The sequence below is a fragment of the Streptomyces niveiscabiei genome (assembly GCF_033794345.1).
GTDB classification, from domain to species: domain Bacteria; phylum Actinomycetota; class Actinomycetes; order Streptomycetales; family Streptomycetaceae; genus Streptomyces; species Streptomyces niveiscabiei.
The window spans coordinates 78,219-98,008 of record NZ_JARAYJ010000008.1 but is presented as its reverse complement, the minus strand read 5'-3'; the positions used below and the strand labels follow the sequence as shown (position 1 = coordinate 98,008).

Annotated in this window: 20 protein-coding genes and 1 pseudogene; 5 read left to right on the top strand and 16 right to left on the bottom strand. The window is 72.3% G+C overall.

The genetic code is table 11. The features are described 5' to 3' along the window. The 6 genes from PV682_RS13575 to PV682_RS13550 all read right to left on the bottom strand — a co-directional run bounded on the left by PV682_RS13575 (position 1) and on the right by PV682_RS13550 (position 8,462). A complete protein-coding gene (locus tag PV682_RS13575) occupies positions 1-909 on the bottom strand; it encodes an SDR family oxidoreductase (RefSeq protein WP_319729147.1) in 909 nt (302 codons plus the stop codon). Beyond that, positions 909-2,012, bottom strand: a complete 1,104-nt coding sequence (locus PV682_RS13570; RefSeq protein WP_319729145.1) for an enolase C-terminal domain-like protein — start codon at positions 2,010-2,012, stop codon at positions 909-911. Before PV682_RS13570 ends, PV682_RS13575 begins: the two co-directional genes overlap by 1 nt. Continuing rightward, positions 2,002-3,831: a thiamine pyrophosphate-requiring protein gene (locus PV682_RS13565; protein ID WP_319729143.1), complete on the bottom strand. Its 1,830-nt coding sequence runs from the start codon at positions 3,829-3,831 to the stop codon at positions 2,002-2,004. Before PV682_RS13565 ends, PV682_RS13570 begins: the two co-directional genes overlap by 11 nt. Continuing rightward, a complete protein-coding gene (locus PV682_RS13560) occupies positions 3,828-6,767 on the bottom strand; it encodes an FAD-binding and (Fe-S)-binding domain-containing protein (RefSeq protein ID WP_319729140.1) in 2,940 nt (979 codons plus the stop codon). Before PV682_RS13560 ends, PV682_RS13565 begins: the two co-directional genes overlap by 4 nt. Before the next feature lie 28 nt (positions 6,768-6,795). Next, positions 6,796-7,752, bottom strand: coding sequence for an LLM class F420-dependent oxidoreductase (locus tag PV682_RS13555; RefSeq protein ID WP_319729138.1), 957 nt, complete (start codon positions 7,750-7,752; stop codon positions 6,796-6,798). Positions 7,753-7,826: 74 nt separating this feature from the next. Then, on the bottom strand, positions 7,827-8,462 hold the full coding sequence (locus tag PV682_RS13550) for an ANTAR domain-containing protein (RefSeq protein ID WP_319729136.1): 636 nt from the start codon (positions 8,460-8,462) through the stop codon (positions 7,827-7,829). Positions 8,463-8,597: 135 nt separating this feature from the next. On the opposite strand from PV682_RS13550, the pseudogene PV682_RS13545 reads away from it, so the two are divergent. Next, positions 8,598-8,912 (top strand): annotated as a pseudogene (locus PV682_RS13545) (helix-turn-helix transcriptional regulator); the annotation flags it as partial. Between the two features lie 347 nt (positions 8,913-9,259). Here PV682_RS13545 and PV682_RS13540 read toward each other — a convergent pair. Genes PV682_RS13540 through PV682_RS13530 form a run of 3 tightly spaced genes read right to left on the bottom strand, consistent with a single transcriptional unit; the run spans position 9,260 to position 11,591 of the window. Next, positions 9,260-10,462, bottom strand: a complete 1,203-nt coding sequence (locus PV682_RS13540) for a HAMP domain-containing sensor histidine kinase (RefSeq protein ID WP_319729132.1) — start codon at positions 10,460-10,462, stop codon at positions 9,260-9,262. Then, positions 10,459-11,130, bottom strand: a complete 672-nt coding sequence (cseB, locus tag PV682_RS13535; RefSeq protein ID WP_319729130.1) for a two-component system response regulator CseB — start codon at positions 11,128-11,130, stop codon at positions 10,459-10,461. Before cseB ends, PV682_RS13540 begins: the two co-directional genes overlap by 4 nt. A gap of 11 nt (positions 11,131-11,141) precedes the next feature. Beyond that, positions 11,142-11,591: a hypothetical protein gene (locus tag PV682_RS13530; RefSeq protein WP_319729128.1), complete on the bottom strand. Its 450-nt coding sequence runs from the start codon at positions 11,589-11,591 to the stop codon at positions 11,142-11,144. 174 nt (positions 11,592-11,765) lie between these two features. Between PV682_RS13530 and PV682_RS13525 the strand changes: the two genes are divergently transcribed. Continuing rightward, positions 11,766-11,993 (top strand): DUF6059 family protein, encoded by a 228-nt coding sequence (locus tag PV682_RS13525; RefSeq protein ID WP_319729126.1) that lies wholly within the window; start codon positions 11,766-11,768, stop codon positions 11,991-11,993. A 2-nt stretch (positions 11,994-11,995) separates the two neighbouring features. On the opposite strand, the gene PV682_RS13520 is transcribed toward PV682_RS13525, so the two are convergent. The 6 genes from PV682_RS13520 to PV682_RS13495 all read right to left on the bottom strand — a co-directional run bounded on the left by PV682_RS13520 (position 11,996) and on the right by PV682_RS13495 (position 15,937). Then, positions 11,996-12,994 carry a serine hydrolase domain-containing protein gene (locus PV682_RS13520; RefSeq protein WP_319729124.1) on the bottom strand — a complete coding sequence of 333 codons (999 nt, stop codon included), beginning with the start codon at positions 12,992-12,994 and terminating at the stop codon, positions 11,996-11,998. Next, entirely contained in the window at positions 12,994-13,899 is a 906-nt protein-coding gene (locus tag PV682_RS13515; protein WP_319729122.1) for a DUF6895 family protein, read from the bottom strand. The genes PV682_RS13520 and PV682_RS13515 overlap by 1 nt, the downstream gene beginning before the upstream one ends. Next, entirely contained in the window at positions 13,896-14,768 is an 873-nt protein-coding gene (locus PV682_RS13510; protein ID WP_319729119.1) for a DUF6895 family protein, read from the bottom strand. Before PV682_RS13510 ends, PV682_RS13515 begins: the two co-directional genes overlap by 4 nt. Continuing rightward, on the bottom strand, positions 14,765-15,421 hold the full coding sequence (locus PV682_RS13505) for a hypothetical protein (protein ID WP_319729116.1): 657 nt from the start codon (positions 15,419-15,421) through the stop codon (positions 14,765-14,767). Before PV682_RS13505 ends, PV682_RS13510 begins: the two co-directional genes overlap by 4 nt. A 12-nt stretch (positions 15,422-15,433) precedes the next feature. Next, entirely contained in the window at positions 15,434-15,613 is a 180-nt protein-coding gene (locus PV682_RS13500; protein ID WP_055721676.1) for a hypothetical protein, read from the bottom strand. A gap of 198 nt (positions 15,614-15,811) precedes the next feature. Further along, positions 15,812-15,937 (bottom strand): hypothetical protein, encoded by a 126-nt coding sequence (locus tag PV682_RS13495; protein WP_319729112.1) that lies wholly within the window; start codon positions 15,935-15,937, stop codon positions 15,812-15,814. Between the two features lie 57 nt (positions 15,938-15,994). On the opposite strand from PV682_RS13495, the gene PV682_RS13490 reads away from it, so the two are divergent. Continuing rightward, entirely contained in the window at positions 15,995-16,243 is a 249-nt protein-coding gene (locus tag PV682_RS13490) for a hypothetical protein (RefSeq protein ID WP_319729110.1), read from the top strand. 554 nt (positions 16,244-16,797) lie between these two features. Here PV682_RS13490 and PV682_RS13485 read toward each other — a convergent pair. Continuing rightward, on the bottom strand, positions 16,798-17,793 hold the full coding sequence (locus PV682_RS13485; RefSeq protein WP_319729108.1) for a fatty acid desaturase: 996 nt from the start codon (positions 17,791-17,793) through the stop codon (positions 16,798-16,800). Between the two features lie 200 nt (positions 17,794-17,993). On the opposite strand from PV682_RS13485, the gene PV682_RS13480 reads away from it, so the two are divergent. Beyond that, positions 17,994-18,365 (top strand): ectoine synthase, encoded by a 372-nt coding sequence (locus PV682_RS13480; RefSeq protein ID WP_319729096.1) that lies wholly within the window; start codon positions 17,994-17,996, stop codon positions 18,363-18,365. 29 nt (positions 18,366-18,394) lie between these two features. Continuing rightward, positions 18,395-19,744, top strand: a complete 1,350-nt coding sequence (locus PV682_RS13475; protein ID WP_319729094.1) for a hypothetical protein — start codon at positions 18,395-18,397, stop codon at positions 19,742-19,744. The last annotated feature ends 46 nt before the right edge of the window (positions 19,745-19,790 follow it).

The following is a 19,790-nucleotide window of genomic DNA, read 5'->3' as shown; positions in this document are numbered from 1 at the left end:
TCAACTCCGGTGCCGGTACCGGGAGTCGAAGACTCCGTGCGCCCCGTGGTCGGCCTCGTCGTCGGCCGGCACGAACAGGTTGTCCGGCCCCGGTGTCCGCGCCGCGTCGACCTGCTGGGACGCGTACCCCGTACGGGCGAGGTAGCGGTCGAGGAGGGCCGGTACGACCCGGTTGGCCAGCAGGGTCGCCCGCGTGCTCGCCCCGATCCACCGCTCCCGGCGCCCCGGCCGGTCGGCGGCGCGCACGACTCCCCTCGCCGCGGCCTCCGGCTGGTAGATCGGCGGGATCGGCTGCGGCTGGCGCGGCATCCTGGACCGCACCCAGCTGAACTGGGGCGTGTTGACGGCGGGGAGCTGGGCGACGGTGACGCGGACGCGGCTGCCCCGGTGCAGGAGTTCGAGCCGTACGGACGACGTGAACCCGTTGATCGCGTGCTTGGCGCCGCAGTACGCCGACTGGAGCGGCACCGAGCGTTCGCCGAGCGCCGAGCCGACCTGGACGACCGTGCCCTGGTCGCGGGGGACCATGCGGGCGAGGGCGGCGCGGGTGCCGTTGACGTACCCCAGGTAGGTCACGGAGGTGACGCGGGCGTACTCCTCGGGGGTGATGTCGGTGAAGGGGGCGAAGACGCCGGTGAAGGCGCAGTTGACCCACACGTCGAGGGGCCCGAGGGCCGCTTCGGCGGCACCCGCCGCTGCCTCGACGGCGTCGGCGTCGGCGACGTCCGCCTCGTACACGTACGGCAGGCCGCCCAGCTCGGTGACGTCGCGGGCCGCCGCGTCGAGGCCCGCGCGGCCCCGGGCGATCAGGGCGACGCGGGCTCCGCGCGCGGCGTACAGGCGGGCTACGGCCCGGCCGACTCCCGCGCTCGCGCCGGTCACGACGACGGTGTCCTTGTGCGTGTCCATCACCGGCTCCTGAACGGTCGTGCCTGTTCGGCGTCGAGGGCGAGCCCGAGGCCCGGTCCCTGCTGTGGGGTCACCGCGCCGCCGAGCGGGTCGAGGACGCCGTCGAACAGGAGGCGTTCGACGCGGACGTGGTCGTGGAACCACTCGATGTGCCGCAGGTTCGGGACGGCGGCGGCGACGTGCGCGGAGACGTGCGGGGCGCAGTGGGCCGATATGTCGAGGCCGTACGCGAGAGCCAGGGCGGCGACGCGCAGCCAGCCGGTGATGCCGCCGCAGCGGGTCACGTCGGCCTGGAGGCAGTCGACGGCGCCCGCGTCGAGCATCCCTCTGAAGTAGGGGAGGGTGTAGCCGTACTCCCCGGCGGTGACCTCCGCGTCGGTACGGCCGCGGATCTCCGCGAGGGCGCCGAGCCGGTCGGCGGAGACGGGCTCCTCGAACCAGGTCACTCCCTCACCCTCCAGAGCTGCGGCGACCCGGACCGCCTGTTTCGCGCCGTAGCCGCCGTTGGCGTCGACGTACAGCTCGGCGGCGGAGCCGATCGCGTCCCGTGCGCGGGACGTGCGCAACAGGTCGCGGGCCTCCGCGCGGCCCCACGACTCCCCGATCTTGATCTTCACTCGAGGGATGCCCTGCTCCTCGACCCAGCCGCGCAACTGCCGTTCCTGGCGCCCCTCGTCGTAGGTCACGAAGCCCCCGCTGCCGTACACCGGCACCTCGTCGCGCGCCGCGCCCAGCAGTCCGGCGAGCGGTACGGCGAGGAGGCGGGCCTTCGCGTCCCACAGGGCGATGTCGACGGCGGACAGCGCCTGCGCGGCGATCCCGGGCAGCCCGGCGTTGCGCACGGCACGGGTCATCGCCTCGTGCGCGCGGGGCACGTCCAGGACGGAGGTGCCGACGACGGCGCCGGCGAGCAGGTCGTCCACGACGTGCGCGGCGGCGGGCGGCGCGTACGTGTAGCCGAGCCCGGTGGTCCCGGCGGCGTGGACGGTCACGAGGACGAGGGTCGTGTGGTCCCAGGAGAGGGTGCCGTCGGCTTCCGGGGTGTCGGTGGGGACGGTGTAGACGGCACTGTCGACGCGCTCGACGACGGGTTCATCGGTCACCGTCACGCCTCCCGCCCCGCTTCCCGCCGCCCTTCCCCTCGTGCTTCCCCGGCAGGAACTCCTGCACCTTCGCCTTGAACCCCTGTTTCACCATCGCCGCCCGGTCGCTGTCGCCCTTCAGGACCGCCGCCGCTGCCGCCTCGATCTGGTCGAGGGTCGCGTGCGGCGGGATCGGGGGGACGGCGGGGTCGGTGACGAAGTCGAGGACGTACGGCTCCCGCGCGGCGAGCGCCGCCTCCCACGCGCCGCCCACCTGGTCCGGCTTCTCGATCCGCATCCCGCTCAGCCCGAGGGAGCGCGCGAAGTCGGCGTACGCGACGTCCGGGATCGACTGCGAGGGCAGGAATTGGGGGGCGCCCTCCATGCCGCGCATCTCCCAGGTGACCTGGTTCAGGTCGCGGTTGTTGAACACGGCGACGACGAGACGCGGATCCGCCCACTCCCGCCAGTACTTGGCGACCGTGATCAGCTCCGCGAGCCCGTTCATCTGCATCGCCCCGTCGCCCACCAGCGCGACGACCGGCCGGTCCCCGTGCGCGAACTTCGCGCCGATCGCGTACGGCACGCCGGGCCCCATCGTCGCGAGCGTCCCCGACAGGGAGCCCCGCATCGCGCCCCTCAACTCCACGTGCCGGGCGTACCAGTTGGCGGCCGAGCCCGAGTCGGCGGTGAGGATGGCGTCCTCGGGGAGCAGTCCGCTCAGCGCGTGCGCCACGTACTCCGGGTTGACCGGGTCCGCCGACACCTCGGCCCGCCGGGCCATCACCCGGCGCCACCGGCCCACGTTCGCCTCGATCTTCTCCCGCCACGCGAAGTCCTTCACCTGGTCCAGCAGCGGCAGCAGCCGCTGGAGCGTGGCCGCCGCGTCGCCGACGAGGTTCACCTCGAAGGGGTACCGCATGCCGACCATGTGCGGGTCGACGTCGATCTGTACGCCGCGCGCCTTGCCGAAGTCCGGCAGGAACTGCGTGTAGGGGAACGACGAGCCGATCACCAGCAGCGTGTCGCAGTCCCGCATCATCTCGTACGACGGCCGCGTGCCCAGCAGGCCGATCGCGCCCGTCGAGTACGGGATGTCGTCGTCCAGGGCGTCCTTGCCGAGCAGCGCCTTCGCGACGCCCGCGCCGAGGCGTTCGGCGACCGCCGTCACCTCCGTCCGGGCGCCGCGCGCGCCCTGGCCGATCAACAGGGCCGGTTTCCCGCCGGAGTTGAGGACGTCCGCCGCGCGCTGGAGGTCCGTGTCGGCGGGGATCGGGGCGTAGTGCGACAGGCCGAGGCTGGAGGGGACCATCTTGAAGGCGTGCTCGGGGGGCGAGTACTCCAGCTCCTGCACATCTGCCGGGAGAATCACGGCGGTCACCGTGCGGCGCGCGTACGCGGTGCGGATCGCCCGGTCCAGGACGTTCGGCAGTTGCTCGGGGACGGTGACCATCGCGCAGTAGTCGGAGGCGACGTCCTTGTAGAGGCTCAGCAGGTCGACTTCCTGCTGGTACGAGCCGCCCATCGCGCTCCGGTTCGTCTGGCCGACGATCGCGACGACGGGGACGTGGTCGAGCTTCGCGTCGTAGAGGCCGTTCAGCAGGTGGATGGCGCCGGGCCCGGACGTGGCCGCGCAGACCCCGACCCGGCCGGAGAACTTGGCGTAGCCGACGGCCTCGAACGCGGACATCTCCTCGTGCCGGGCCTGGATGAACCTGGGCCGGTCCTCGGCCCGCCCCCAGGCGGCGAGCAGCCCGTTGATGCCGTCGCCTGGGTAGGCGAAGACGTACTCGACGTCCCATTCGCGCAGCCGGTTGAGGAGGTGATCGGAAACCTTCATGACAGGGTCCTTCGCACAGATGGGGACAACGTGTCTTTCGTGAGCGCGCGTTCGGGGTACTCGGCAGGCAGCGGGCCGTCCAGGGCCGACGCCAGCACCTCCGCCAGGTGCAGGGCGCGCCGTCCCGTTCCCGCCTGCTCGATCTGCGTGCGGCAGCTGAAGCCGTCCGCCAGGATCAGGTCCCCGGGAGCGGCGGAGCGTACGGCGGGGAGCACCCCCGACTCGCCGACCGCCAGGGAGACTTCGTGGTGGCCGCGTTCGAAGCCGAAGTTGCCCGCGAGGCCGCAGCAGCCGGCGTCCAGCATCCGGGCGTCCAGGCCCGCCCGGCGCATCAGGGCGCGGTCGGCGTCGGAGCCGAGCACCGCGTGCTGGTGGCAGTGCGTCTGGACGATCGCCCGGCGAGAGAGCGACGGCGGCTCCCAGCCGGCCAGTTGCTCGGCGAACGTCCTCGCCTGCGAGGCCAGTCGCCGCACCGCTGGATCGTCCGGCAGCAGTTCCGGCGCGTCGGAGCGGAACACCGCCGTGCACGACGGTTCGAGGCCGACGATCGGCGTCCCCGCCTCCAGGTACGGGCCAAGGACCCGCAGCGTGCGCCTCAACACCCGTTTCGCCACGTCCAGTTGCCCCGTCGAGATCCACGTCAGCCCGCAGCACACCGGCGTCGCCGGGACCGCCACCGTGTACCCGGCGGCCTGGAGCACCCGCACCGCCGACCTCGCCAGCACCGGACGGAAGAAGTTGGTGAACGTGTCCGGCCAGAGCACGACGGTCGCGGGGTCACCCGGCGTCGGACGGACGGCCCCCCGTGCCCGGCGGCGTCGCACGAAGGGTTGCGCGGCGAACCGGGGCGCCTCGCGGGCGGGGTCGACGCCGGCGAGCCTCTTCGCGAGGCCCGGACGCAACGCCAGATTCGCCAACGCGGGCGCGTGCTGGGCGAGTTGCGTCCACACCGGCAGCCAGCCCAGCGAGTAGTGGGCGAGCGGACGGAGCCGGTGCGCGTAATGGTGCGCGAGGAACTCCGCCTTGTACGTGGCCATGTCGACCCCGGTCGGGCAGTCCGACTTGCACCCCTTGCACGCGAGGCACAGGTCGAGCGCGTCCCGCACCTCGGGTGAGCGCCAGCCGTCGGTGATCGCCGAGTCGGGATGGCCGTCCAGCATCTCGAAGAGCAGCCGCGCGCGCCCGCGGGTGGAGTGCTCCTCCTCCCGGGTCACCCGGTACGAGGGGCACATCACCCCGCCCTCGTGGCCGCGGCAGTCGCCGATGCCGACGCAGCGCAACACGGCCCGGTTGAAGGAGTGCTGGTCCTCGGGGTACCCGAAGTGCGTGCGGGAGTCGGCGGGTTGCCACAGCGGCCCGACCCGCAGCCGCTCGTCCAGCGGTTCGGGGTCGACGACCTTGCCGGGGTTCATCCCGTTGCGCGGATCGAGGAGCGCCTTGAACTCGCCGAACGCGCCCACGAGTCGCTCCCCGAACATCCGCGTGAGCAGCTCTCCCCGGGCCTGCCCGTCCCCGTGTTCCCCGGACAGCGACCCCCCGTATCCGACGACGAGATCGGCGGCCCGCTCCACGAACCGCCGGAACTGGCCGACCCCTTGCCCAGTCCGCAGCTGGAAGGGGATCCGCGTGTGCACGCACCCCTGCCCGAAGTGCCCGTACAGGGACGGACGGCCGTAGTCGAACTCGGCGAACAGCTTCCTCAAGTCCCGCAGATACGCCCCGAGTCGATCGGGCGGCACGGCGGAGTCCTCCCACCCCTCCCACGTGTCCCGTCCGTCCGGCGGGCGTGCGGTCACCCCGAGTCCGGCCTCGCGGGCGCGGAGCATGCGCTGTTCGCGGGCGGGGTCGTCGGAGAAGGCGACGGAGGGGTCACCGGTGTCCCGGCCGACGGCCTTGAGCAGCGCGTGGGCCTGTTCGTCGACGTCCTCCCGGCTCTCCCCGCCGAACTGGACGAGCAGCCAGGCGTCCCCCTCGGGCAGCGCGTCGAGGGACTCCCCGTGCACCCCCTCCTCCCGCATCAGCTGGGCCATCCGCCCGTCCAGCGCCTCCAGTTGGGCCGGTGCGGAGTGCTCCAGGAGACGCGGTACGTCGTCGGCGGCCCGGCAGACGTCCGCGTATCCGAGGACGAGCAGCGACTCGCAGGGCGGCACGTCCACGAGCCCGAGTTCGGCGCGCAGGACGGCGACGAGGGTGCCCTCGCTGCCGACGAGCGCCTTGGCGAGGTCGAAGCCGTTCTCGGGGAGCAGGGAGTCGAGGTTGTAGCCGGAGACGCGGCGCGGGATCTTCGGGTAGCCGCGTCGGACCTCCGCGAGGTTGGCCGAGACGAGCCGGTCGAGTCCGTCGTACAGCTCCGCTTTCCGGCCGCCCTCGGCGCGGATGCGGGCGCGTTCGGCGGGGCCGGTCGGGCCGACCCAGGTGCGCAGCCCGTCGTAGGTGACGATCTCCAGGCGGCGGACGTGGTCGACGGTCTTGCCGTACGCCTGCGCGGACGCCCCGCAGGAGTTGTTGCCGATCATGCCGCCGAGCGCGCAGTGGCTGTGCGTCGAGGGCCTGGGGCCGAACCGCAGCCGGTGGTCGGCGAGCCGGGCGTCGAGGGCGTCCAGGACGATGCCGGGCTCGACGACACACGTACGGGCGTCGGGGTCGACGGCGAGGAGGGCGTCGCAGTGCTTGCTCCAGTCGATGACGACGGCCGCGTTGGCCGTCTGCCCGGCGAGGCTCGTGCCGCCGCCCCGGGACAGGACGGGTGCGTCGAACGCGGCGCACACCTCGACCGCCCGGGCCCCGGCCTCGACGGTGCGCGGGACGACGAGCCCCAGCGGTACCCGGCGGTAGTTGGAGCCGTCGGTGGCGTACGCGGCTCTGCTGCCGGCGTCGAAGCGGACCTCGGCGTCGGTCTCCGTGCGCAGGGTCGCGGCCAGGTCACGTGTGCTCATGGCCGCCGGGTAACCCGCGTCGCGGAGTTCAGTCGCGGACCTGGGGGAGGATCTTGGTGCGGTAGAAGTCGAAGAAGCCCTGCTGGTCGGGGCCGATCTGGTTGACGTACACCGTGTCGAAGCCGGCGTCGACGAACGCCCTCAGCGCCTCGACGTGGAGGTCCGGGTCGTCGCCGCAGGGGATCGCCGCCGCCGACATCTGCGGGGTCACCAGCTCCGACGCCTGCTCGAAGTGGCGCGGGGTGGGCAGGAGCTGGGCGAGTTCGCCGGGGAGCTGCTGGTTGGCCCAGAGGCGGTGCGCGGTGGCGACGGCCTTCTCGCGGTCGGTGCCCCAGCAGACCTTGAAGCCGCCGTACACCGGTTTCGCGCCGCCTCCGCCGCGCCGGAAGCGCTCGACCACGCCGGCGTCGGGGCTCATGGTGATCAGGCCGTCGCCGATGCGGGCGGCGGCCTCGGCGGCGTGCGGGCCGAACGCGGAGACGTCGATGGGGACCGGGGTGGCGGGGACGGTGTAGAGGCGGGCGTTCTCGACGGTGTAGTGGCGGCCGTAGTGGCTGATCCGCTCGCCGGTGAACAGTTTGCGGATGATCTGGAGGGCCTCCTCCAGCATGGTGAGCCGGACCGGCGCCTCGGGCCAGCCGCCGCCCAGGACGTGCTCGTTGAGGGCTTCGCCGGTGCCGACGCCGAGCCGGAACCGGCCCTCCAGCTGGACGGCGCTGGTCGCGGCGGCCTGGGCGATCACGGCGGGGTGGGTGCGCACGAGGGGGCAGGTCACCGCCGTCTCCACGGGCAGCGACACCGCCTGGGAGAGGGCTCCGATCACCGACCACACGAAGGGGCTCTGGCCCTGCGCGTCGTTCCACGGGTGGTAGTGGTCGGAGATCCACAGCGCGTCGAACCCCGCCTGCTGGGCCATGCGGGCCTGCTCGACGAGGGCGGCGGGCGAGTGCTCCTCGCTGGCGAGGAAGTATCCGAAGTCGGTCACAGCGCCTCCTGAATATGGGGACCGGGCCTCCGGGTACCCGCCGACGGCCCGGGTACCCGGAGTGCCCGGACCTGTCAGGGCGGCGTCTTCTCCGCGTCGCTCACGCTCGCGACGGCCTCGGTGAGGTGCTGGCGGACGGGGTCGGGCAGGGGTTCGCCCCGGACCGTGGTCACCACGGTCGACGCGAGGCGGTGCAGCTTCGTGTTGGTGTTCTGGGACGCCTTGACCAGGACGTTCCACGCCTCGTCGGGGCTCAGTCCGAAGGACGCCATCAGGATGCCCCGGGCCAGGTCGATCTCCGGCCGGGTCCGCATGGCGCGGCGCAGCTGGACGACCTCGCCGCGCAGGGCCTCCTCCTCGGTGACGTGTCCCTCGACGAGCAGCGGGCAGGTGCCCGTGAGGGCCAGCAGGCGCTGTGCGACGGGGCTCGCGGCGGTGACGGCGAGCGACTTGCCCGCGGCCATCGCGTACCGGCGGATCTCCAGCAGGACGTTCAGCGCGGAGCAGTCCCAGAACTCCAGGGCTCCCAGGTCGAGTTCGACGCGCCGGGCGGGTTCGCGCAGGGCCGCGCGCAGGGTGCGTTCCAGCAGGGCGCTGTCGTCCAGGCACAGTTCGCCGCCCACCGTGACGACGACCCGGTCGCCGTCGCGGCGCGTCCGCACCGACGGCGCGGCAGGGTGCGGCCGGGCTTCTCCAGGAGGGTTGGGCATGGCTTCCTCTCCGCGGGTACTCGCCTACTGGTCCTGTGCTTCCAGAGTCGACCCGGCACGCAGGACACGTCAAGTGATACCGGAATTCTGGTTCGCGCTTTTGGACACGCGAACGCCCAGCCGTAGGATCTCCTCATGGTCGGAGTGGATGGAGTGCCCGAGCCGCACGCCGGGTGGACGTTTCTCACCAACCACGCGCGTGTCCTGGCCGCCATCGCCGACAACCACAGCGCCCGGATCCGGGACATCGCCGCCCGCTGCCGGCTCACCGAGCGCGCGGTCCAGAAGATCATCGCCGACCTCGAACAGGACGGGTACCTGTCCCACACGCGCCGGGGCCGGGGCAACGACTACGAGATCGACCCCACGAAGATCCTCCGCCACCCCGCCGAGGCGGGCCTGACGGTCGCCTCCCTGCTGACGATCCTCGTCCAGGACGAGGCGGAACGGCACGGGAGGGCGAACGACGCCTTCCACGAGGGCACGGCCCGCCACGACGGCACACCGCCGCACGAGGGCAGGCCCCGGCACGACAGCACACCCCAGCACGAGGACCCACCCCGGCACGAGGACCCGTCCGGGCACCAGGACCCGCCCGGGCACCAGGACCCGCCCCGGCACGAGGGCCGTCCGCCGTACGGCGGCCCGCTCCGGCACGGCCGCTCACCCGCCCGTGAGAACTCCCCCCTCCACGACGGCTCCCCCTCCCACGAGAGCTGACCCCGGGCCGCCACCGCCCTCACCCACCTGCCGACGGCTCCCCTCCCGGCGAAAGCCGCCCCCGGCCCCCACCGCCCTCACTCCCCCACCGGCAGCCTCAGCTCCGCCTCCGCCCCGCCCCCCGGGTGATTGCGGAACGCCAGCTGTGCCCCCAGCAACCGCGCCTGTCCCGTGGCGATGGTCAGCCCCAGCCCCGTACCGCCCGTCCGCGCCCCGGTCCTGAACCGCTGCGGCCCGGAAGCGTGCAGGATCGCGAGCAGGTCCGCCGGGAACCCGGCCCCCTGGTCCCGCACCCGGATCACCGCCCCCTCCACCGTCATCACGACCGGCGCCCGGCCGTGCCGCAGCGCGTTCGCGGCGAGGTTGGCGAGGATCCGCTCCACCCGCCGGGGATCGGTCGCCACGACCGCGTCGGCCACGACGTCGACGCTCACCCCGGCCAGCCCCGACACCGCCCGCCGCGCCATCGCGCTGACCTCCCGCTGCTCCTTGTCCACCGCGGCGACCTGCGCGTCCATCCGCGCGACCTCCAGGACGTCCTCCACCAGCCCCCGCAGCTTCCCCACGCTGTCCGCGATCAGCTCGGACGGCCGCCCCGGCGGCAGCAGCCCCACCGCCGTGGACATCCCGGCGACGGGCGTACGCAGCTCGTGCGCGATGTCCGCCGTCACCCGGCGTTCCGCTTCGAGGCGGGCGCCGAGCGCGTCGGCCATCGTGTTGACGGCGGCGGCGAGGCGGGCGATCTCGTCGTGGCCGCGCGGGTGGACGCGCGCGTCGAGGTCGCCCTCGGCGATCCGCTCGGCGGTGCGCGCGGCGGCGGTGGCCCGGCGGCCCACGCGCATGCCGAGCAGCAGTCCGGCCAGCGACACGGCGACGGTCGCGGCGGCGCCGGTCGCCAGCAGGGTCCGGTCGAGCGTGGCCAGGGCCTTCTCCTCGGGGCGGTACGACCGCCTCAGGGAGAGGACCTTGCCGCCCGCGACCGGGGTCGCCGCCCAGAGGACGCCGTCGTGGAGGTAGGTGACACGGACCTTGTTCCGTACGGCGTGCGCGACCGGCGCGGGCAGGCCGGGGCGGTCCAGGCGGGCAGCGGTGCGCCGGCCGGAGGCGTGGTCGTACGCGGCGGTGACCATGTCGCGGTCGAAGGCGGCGCGGGCGGTCTTCAGCTGGTCCTCGGCGGTGAGGTGGTGCACGAGGACGCCGACCGCGCTCGCGACGCAGGTCGCGGCGGCGGCGACGGCGAGCGCCACCTTCGTACCGAGGCTCGTACCGGGCCGCCTCATGTGCGCAGCTTGTAGCCGAAGCCGCGCACGGTCTCGATGCGCTCCCGGCCGATCTTGGCGCGCAGCCGCTGCACGTGGACGTCGACGACGCGGGTGTCGCCCGACCAGGCGTAGTCCCAGACGCGCTCCAGGAGGAGGTCGCGGGACAGGACGCTGCCCGGTGCCGCCGCGAACTCGCCGAACAGCTTCAGCTCGGTCGCGGTCAGCGCGAGGGGTTCGCCGGCGCGCTCGACGGTCATGGACTGCGGGCAGAACTCCAGGTCCCCGAAGCGCAGCCGCGGGTCCGCGTCCTCGGCGGGGGCGAGCGGCGCGGCCCGCCGCAGCAGGGAGCGGATCCGGGCGACCAGCACCGGCCCGTCGAACGGCTTGGTGACGTAGTCGTCGGCGCCCGCCTCCAGGCCCATCACCACGTCTATCGGGTCGTTGCGCGCCGAGATCAGCAGCACCGGCACCCGCGACTCCTCCCGGATCCGCCCGGCGAGACTGACTCCGTTGAGGCCCGGCAGCATGATGTCCAGGACGGCGACGTCGGGCCACCGCTCCCGGAACAGCGCGAGCCCGCTCACCCCGTCGGCGGCGGCCCGCACCCGGTAGCCGCGCGCCTCCAGCGTCAGCTGTGTCGCCTCCCGGATCAGGTCGTCGTCCTCGACCAGCAGCACCTCAGGCAAGGCGGTACCTCTCACTCGTCCGGCACATCCAGGATCATGTCCTCGTTGCCCTCGGCCCAGAACGGAGCGGGCGGTTTCAGCGGGGTGACGGCGGCATGCCCGTAGTAGGCGACGTCCCCGCGCCGGGTCAGCCCGCTGAGCACGACCTTGACGCGGTACTCCGCCGGTTTCCCGTCGTCGCATCCGGCGTTGCAGACGCTGTCCTGGGCGACCCCGGTGGCCGTCGGCCGCGCGGTCCCCCACCCGGTCCAGCGCAGCCCGACGAGGTAGAGGCTCTCCACCGCGATCTCGTCGGGATGCCGCCAGGCCCGCCCGTACACATCGCTGATGTACGACGGTCCCGACCACTCCGCCGCCGTCACCGCGGGCCCCTCGACCTTCACCCCACCTCCGGGCCCCCCACACGCGGCCAGCCAGCCGACGGCCACGACACAGCCTCCGACCTGCCAGAACCGCTTCACCACTCCTCCTCGACCACGGGAACGGCCACATCGTACGTAGATCCCCGGCCACCCCTTGTAACAACTGTCCGGCGATCCCTCATCAGCGTGTTTCCACCACTCCTCGACCGGACGTGAAGGAGCCCCCCGCAGGATGCCCGCAGTCGGGACCCGGTGGCGGAGGGTGGTCGGTCCATGGTGGTGCGGTGGTTCAGGAGATGGCTGCGGGAGTTCGTCAAGAGTGTGCAGGTGATGGGTGCGCTGGCGGTGGGGATGTCGCCGGAGGTCCTGGACGAGAAGGCCCACCCGCCGGCCCTGCCGGACCCGCCGGCCGGGCTTCCCGGGCCCGGGCATCCTGAGCGGGCGGTGCCGGATGTGCCGCCGACTCCCGAGGAGCGGTCGCTCTGGTCGCGGTTGCGTTGAACTCAGGCTTCGGAGGCCGCCGTTCGCGGTGCGCCGGTGGTGGCGGCGAGCGCGTGCAGGAGTTCGTGGGCGATGGGGACGAGGCGGCAGCCGCGGTGGTGGCGGTTGGCGAGGGCGATGACGGCGGTGCCGGAGGCCGGGTGGAAGCCGGCGTAGGCCTGCTGGCCGAAGGTCGCGCCGCTGTGGAAGAGGAGCGGTCCGTGGTCCGTGTCGTGCTGGAACCAGGTCAGGGTGTGGGTCTCCCGGCGCCGTCCGCGCCGTAGCTGGGGTACGAGGACCTGGCGCAGGGCGTCGCCCAGTACGCCCCGGGGGTCGAGGTGCGCCTCCGCGTACGTGAGGAGGTCGCCCGGCGTCGCGCGGACCGACGCGGCCGGTGCGAACGCCCCCATCGGGGTGGACGGCACGCGGGTCGTCCCGTCCTTGCGGTAGCCGACGGCGTCCGTGGGCGCGGGGGTCGCGCCGGTCCGGGTCAGGCCGAGCGGCGTGAGGATCCGCTCGGCGAGCAGCGAGGGGTAGGGCGTCCCCGTCGTCCGGGCCAGGGCCTGTCCGAGGAGGGCGACGCCGAAGTTGGAGTAGGCCCAGTACTCACCGGGCTTGTGCCGGGGGCGGGTCCGGGCGAACGCGGCGAGCAGCCGGTCCGTGTCGTACGCGGTGTAGGGGTTGTGGTGGGGCCGCAGCAGCGCGCCCGGGAGCAGCTCGCGGGGGATGCGGGGCAGCCCCGAGGTGTGCGTGGCGAGGTGGCGCAGGGTGATCGGCGTGGCCGGTACGGGCAGGTGCGCGGCGAGCGGGTCGTCGAGCCCGATCAGCCCCTCGTCGGCGAGCCGCGCGGTGAGCAGCACGGTGAACGTCTTGGTGAGCGACCCGAGTTCGTACCGCAGCGGACGTACGGCCCCGTCGGCGCCGACGACGGTCCGGCGCCCGTGCCGGGAGACGCCCAGGACGGCGTCGGGGGCGTCGATGAGGTGGAGGGCCTCCGTGAGGCGGGGGTCGGGGGCCGGCATCAGCCGAGCGCCCGGGAGACGGCCATCGCGGAGGCGAACGCGGCGACGAGCGTGGGGTGGTGGACGAGGTCGAAGACGTCGCCGTCGGGCATCGGCCCGTGGACGGGGAACGCGCCGGAGGGGTCCTGGGCCGCCGCGTACCGCTCCCACAGGTCGGCGTCCAGTGTCGGCCGGGGCAGGCAGGCGTCCACGACGAGGAGTTCGCCGAGGAGGTCCCAGTGTTCGAGGTCGGCCCAGGTCTCCAGCCAGGCGGGGAGGTAGTGGTCGAGGTAGCCGGCGATGTCGGTCGGCAGCGCGTGGGGTTTCTCGCCCCAGTTGGTGACGTGGAAGACGGTGTGGGTGATGTCGTAGGCGATGTGCAGCTGGACGGTCCACGGTTCGGGGAGCTGTCCGAGCCAGGTCCGGCGCAGGGTCGTGTCGAAGTCGGCGCTGGGTGTGAGCCCGATCCGGCGTTCGGCGGAGAGCAGGGCGAGCTGCCGGTTGGGGGGCCGTTCGACGGCGGCCCAGCTGCGGGTGAGCCGGGACACGGCGAGCATCTCCTCCAGGCCGGGGTGCCGGTAGCCGCTCTCGTGGAACGGCACGTAGACCTCCAGCGGCACCGGCGAGTGCGGTTCCTGCCGCTGGAGTTCGGCCAGCACCCGGCCCCCGTCGAGGAGTTCGCGCCAGGCGAAGTCGAGGAGCGCGCCGCACCGCTCCCGCTGCCGGGAGCCGACGACGCCTTCGCGGAACAGCACCCGCATGTTGACGCCGAGTTCACCGACGGGTTTGAGGCGTTCCCCGAGGGCGAGTCCCGAGGCGTGGTCCTCGGGGAGGAGCCGGAAGCGGTCCCGGTGGGTGTCGAGCCAGTCGAGGGCCCGCTCCCCCACCCGGTGCAGCAGGGCCGGGGAGGCTGCCGTGACGGTCATGACGCGCGGTCCCTTCCGAAGAGCGCCAGCGTCGCCGCGAAGGCCGCGGCCAGCGTCGAGTGGTAGCAGGCCCGGAACGAGTCCCGGGGGAACGCCTCCTGCTCGGGGATGCCCCCGTCCGGGGACTGCGCCCGGGCGAGCCGCGCCCAGGCGTCGTCGTACGGGTCGGCGTCCGGCAGGCAGGCCCCCACCGCGAGGAGTTCGGCGACGAGGTCCCACTCGCCCTGCGCGAGCCGGTCGTCGAGCCAGGCGGGCAGCCACAGCCGCAGGTAGCCGGCGGCCTCGGGGTCGAGCGCGGCGGGGTCGGCGCCCCAGTCGGTGACGTGGAAGACGTCGTGGGTGAGCCCGTAGGCCGTGCGCAGGTCGAGCGCCCAGGGTTCGGGCCGCAGGCCGAGCCAGGTGCGGGCGAGTTCGGCGGCCGGGTCGGCGTGCGGGGCGAGTCCGATGCGGCGTTCGGCCAGCAGGACGCCGAGGGTGCGGGTCGGGGTGTCGAGGGCGACGCCGCGGGACCTCAACCGCACGCTCACCGAGGCGAGTTCGTCGGCGTCGGGGTGGCGGAGACCGGCCTGGGCGAAGACGGCGTAGATCTCGACCGGGTAGGTGGCGTGGGGTTCGCGGTGGACGAGTTCGGCGAAGAGCGCGCCCTCGCGGGTCTCGGCCCAGGCGAACGCGAAGAGGGCCTCGGCCTCGGCGCGCACGGCGGGGTCGGGGTGCAGGGTGGCGATCCGGCGGGTGAGCTGGGCGAGTTCGCCGAGCGGCTTCCAGGTGAGGTCGCGGTCGGCGTCGGTCGTCGCGTCGGCGGGCAGCCGGAAGGCGTCGCGGTGCGCGGTCAGCCAGCCGAGCGCGCGTTCGGCGACGAGGGCCGTCACCGGCCGGTCCCGAAGAGCCGCCGGGCCGCCTCCACCTGGAGGACGACGCGCGGGTCGGCCGCGCCCCACCGGCCCACGAAGACGAGGCCCGCCGCGAGCCCCAGCGAGTCGGGGACGCCGGGCAGCCGGGCCAGCCAGCGTCCGACGCCGGCGGCCTGGAGCCAGTCGCGGCGGCGTACGGCGCGCACGAACCCGCGCGACAGGTCGACGGCGCGTGCGGCGAGCCGCTCCTCAAGGCCCGGCGCGAGTCCGGGCACGGCGAGGGCGGCGAGCTGGGAGACCTGGTGGGAGAGGCGGGGCCAGGGCTCGCGCTCGGTCCAGCCGGTGTCGGGGTCCCCGGCGGCGGGCCAGGCCCCGGGCAGCAGAGCGCGCGCCGACTCGGCGAGCCCGTGGTGGCTCCACGCGGACACGGCGGAGCCCGCCGTCGGCGGGTAGGCGGCGAGGGCCTGGCGGACGAGGGGGCCGTCGGCGTCGGCGGCGTGGCCGCTGAGCGCGTACGGCACGAGGACGTCGGCGCCGAGGACCCGGACGGCGGCCGGGGTGAGGGGGTCGTCGGGGCGCAGCACGCGGGACACGGCGTAGGGGTCACCCTCGCGCAGGGCGAGGACGACCCCGGTCGCCGCGTCGGCCACAGCGGTGTGCAGCTCGGCCAACGCGGGGCTCCTCTAGCTCTTCGCCGGCTTCGTCGGACGCGGGGTCGGCGGCGAGAGCAGCAGCGCAGCGCCGACGAGCAGGAGGGCCGCGCACTCGGCGCTGTCCTGATAGACACCGTCCTGTTCGGGCGCGTCGATCAGGTGGTCCACCTGGACGGTGAGTTCGGTCGGCAACGTGCGTTCCATGCCCATGGAAATCAACTCCTAGAGAAGGGGTGACATCTCAAAGCCTATATTCCGGACAAATCACCGCAAGTTGACCACTGGAGTTCACCCTTCCGAGGCTTCCGGGGCCCAACTCCCGTCCGCCAGTGCCGCCAAGACCCCCCGCTTCAGCTCGGCCCGCCAGGGGCTGGAGACCAGCTCCTGGGGCAGGACGCCGTCCCGCTCCTACACAGGGCGCGGGACACCGAGCACGTAGGCGTACTCCCGGGGGTATCGCTCGACGAGCAGCGCGGAGGCACCCGCCTTCGCCTCGCCCGCCGCCAGCACGTACGGGTTCTCGCGGGCCCGCACCGCCGTCGTCCGGCCCGGTTCCCGCAGCGCGTTCCCCCACCGGCCGAGCAGCAGCGGGTGCCGCAGCGCGGTGTTGCGGCCCTCCTGGTCCTTGGCGTCCTTGGCGTCCTCGGCGGCCGTCTCGCGGACGACGGTGTCGGCGGCGGCCGGCAGGCTCTCGACCTCGGGGGTGCGGGGCGCGGGCCATGGGCGCAGGCGTACGCGATCCGCTCGTGGACGTCGCGGAACGAGGGCTCCCCGGTGACCTCACCGACGTCCAGCCGCGCCCGCTCCCCGGCGAGGAGCGCGGCCAACCCCGCGCGGTGAGGCGGGAGTCGGTGCCGGTCCTGCGCTCGGCGCTGTTGCGGCAGTCGTGCCGGCGCAGCCGGTGTTCCGTCGTCCCCGGCCTCGGGTCACCCGTGCAGCGCATGTGTTCCGTCGCGACCTGGAGCTCCCCGTCCGCGCAGCAGGCGGCGCGTGCGAGACGGATCTTCTCCACCACGCCGAGCCGGCCTACCGAGAACGACGCCCCCGCACGGCGTCATCGCCCTTTCCGCACAAGGCAGTTCTCCGGATCCCACCCTCGCCGCGTATGCACGAGGCGGCGATCCTGACCGCCGCGGACCAGGCGGGCGGAAGCCAGTGCGCGCATGGCCGCGGGGTTGTTCCCGCAGGGTCGCACGGACCCGCAGGTTGCGTGAACGCCAGGTCACCACCGTGCCCGAACCGTCGACAGCCCAGGTTCGCGGCAGTCTGGCCGAAACGACTCTTCCCTTCCCGAGTGATCACGAAGCCCCGCTTTCCCCGACGGCTGCCCCGCGGCAACTGGACTCGCCTTGGACTCGGACCACTCACAGCCGGGCGAGCCGGAGTCGGTGCCGTCACTCGGCCTTCGCCAGCGGATAGATGAAGCTCGTCGCCCGGCCCTCCTGCGGCACGAACGCCCGCTCCTGTTCTTTCGCACGTCCACTGATCACATCCGAGATGAGGCGTACGTGAAAGCGGATGTAGGAGGTTTCGGTGAACGCTAGGCGATCACGGACGCGCTCTGACACCTCGCGCAAATTCCAGGCCGGGACCCCGGGGTAGAGGTGGTGTTCGGCGTGATAGTTCGTGTTCCAGTTGAGGAATCCGAACCACCTGCTCCCGGTGTAGACGGAGTTGGTGTTGCGCCAAGGGTCGTCGGTCCGCTCCGCGTAGTAATGCTCGGGCATGATGGAAAAATTGTTCAGGACCCATCCGACGCACGCCGGCATGATGTAGGCGGTGAGCATCACCATAGGCCACAGAACGGTCAGGACGGTCGCGCAAGCGATCCACAGAAGCAGTATCCAGGTGTCACGGCGTATGACGGAGCGAGCACGTTCGGTTTTCACGAAATAAGGGTACCTACGCCACAATGAAGCAATCGACATACGGAGAAAACCGACAAGGTAATCCACGTTGAGCATGGCGATTCCATATTCCCGCAGAGTGGTGATGACACCGTCGGGCTCGGGATCATGCGCGGTGTGCGTGTTGCGATGATGGTGCATGTGGAACACTCGGTACAGGGCACTGTTGATGAGAATGAACGTGCCGGCGATCTGCCCGGCGACCCGGTTTCCGCGATGGGTGCGGACGAAAGTGCCGTGTGAGGCGCAGTGCAGCAGATTGTGCAGCGAGGCGACCACGACACCGGCCAGTGCCCAGCTCAACCCGATCGCCCACCACCGATCGACAGCCAGTGCACCTGCCACCACCGCGGCGTACAGCAGGCAGTGCACCGACAAGCGGCGCAGAGCCGGCCCGCTGGAACGGCGGGTCAGCTCGCGCAGTTCCGCCGAGGAGAAGACGTTGTGTCGGTCGAGGTGAGCGTTCTCCTGTGCGTACGTCATTCCTGAACCTCCGAAGGGTCGCCTCATGCGCAAGCTACAGATTTTGCAGCCGAAACAACACCCCCAGGTTTACGCACGCATCGGCGGGTATAGCCGATCGGCCATACCCGTTCTTCCCGTAGAACACCGATCCCACGTTCCATAGACTCGATTGACGACCCTGACGGAACTAACTAATCCTGGACAGGTGAACCTTGCTGGTGCGCGCGGTTGAAGATGTCGTAGGGAGCGAACTCGACGTCAACTGGGGAAACGGGACGAGCCGACGGCTGCTCGTTCAGGCCGACAAGTTGGGATTCAGTCTCACCGAGACCTATGTGGAGCCCGGAAGCGAGTCGTATCTGAGGTACGACAATCACCAGGAAGTGTGCTACTGCGTGTCCGGATCCGGTTCCGTGGAGACGGCCGACGGCGTCTTCGACATCAGGCCGGGAATGCTGTACGCCCCCGGCATGGGAGAGCCTCATGTGCTCCGCTCGCAGCACGGCATGACACTGATGTGCGTCTTCTCGCCGGCCTTGAACGGTTCGGAGAGACATCTACTCACGCCCGGTGTGCATTCGAGCTACTAGAAACAAGCCTCGACGGAAGGCTGGAGAAGGTGCCCGAAAGCATCGACCTGGTGATCCCGAATATCGTCGAGTTCAATCTGAAACACGGACTCCTGGATTTTGACCCGGGGGTGGAACACGACCTCGTCGAGCACGGCACGGGGTTCGCCGATCAGTGTGTCTTCTGGAGCGCCGAGAACCGTGTGCTCATGCTCCCGGCCGGCTACTGCCCGGATTGGCTGGCCGACGTCCACGCGGGCCTCGGCAGTCCGGTCCCGCCGGTCGTGTCGCCGACGCCACACACCGGCCGTCTGGTGCACGACCTGCTCAACGACGGCCGGGCACTCGCCACGCTGTACTCGGCGACCAGTGGATCGCGCACCGTGCGGTTCGTGTCCTTCGGCGCGTCGCCCGAGCTGTACTCCCTGGCCGCGGCACTCCGCGGCCAGGGCCACGAGGTGCGGTTGGACATCGCCGAACCGCAGCATTACTGGTCGTGCGAATACCTCGAGTCGAAACTGAGTTGCGTCGAGCTCGCCTCCCGTATCCCCGGTTTCCGCGTGCCGCGGGGAATCACGGTCGTCAGCTGGGGCCAGCTCAAAGGGGCGGTCTCGACGATCGCGGGCAGGGGCGGCCGAGCCGTGGTCAAGAGCATGTACGGCGTCGGCGGTTACGGTTCCGCCGTCGTGCAGAGCGAAGCGGACGGAGATGTCACACGCTTCTGGCGGACCCTGAAGCGCGAGCCTTTCTTCGGCACCTTCCCGCTCACCGTCCAGGAGTACGTCGAGCACGAGGCGGGGTGTCCCGCCGTGGACGTCCTCGTCGGTGACGGCGAAACACCGCGGATGGAATACAGCGTGCTCGGCGTCGACGGGCTGCGCTACCGCAGTCTCGCCCTCGGCCCGGGAGTCCTCGAACCCTCACTGGAGGAACGGCTCTCCGCACTGGGCACCGCCGTTCACGGATTCGCCCGGTCGCTCGGGTACCGGGGCTGGATGACGATCGACTGTCTTCTCAGCACCGATGACGAGCTCTACGTCACCGAGATCAACGCCCGGCGCTCCGGCGCCATGCACGCGGTCGCGCTCGCGGAGCGGTGGGCCGGTGACAGCCCGGTCGCCTACACCCACGACTCGCTGCCGCTGCGGTTCACCAGTTCCACGTCGTACGCGGCACACGTCCGCCCCGTGTTCGAGGAACTGTGGGAGCGAGGCGTTCGGGCGTACCCGTCGACCGTCCGCGCACTCGCCGGGCACCGGCCTTCACTGGGTGTCGTCGTGTGTGCGGGAAGCGCCGCGGAGGGCGAGCACATCGCCGCGGAGGCGCATCAGGCCGTCAGCGCCGCCATGGCCGGGATCGGTGCCGTCTGCACGGAACCGGAGGCGAGGAGCCTCGGGTAGATCGCGAAGCCGGTGAGGGACCGCAACCGTGAAAGCCTGCTGCCGG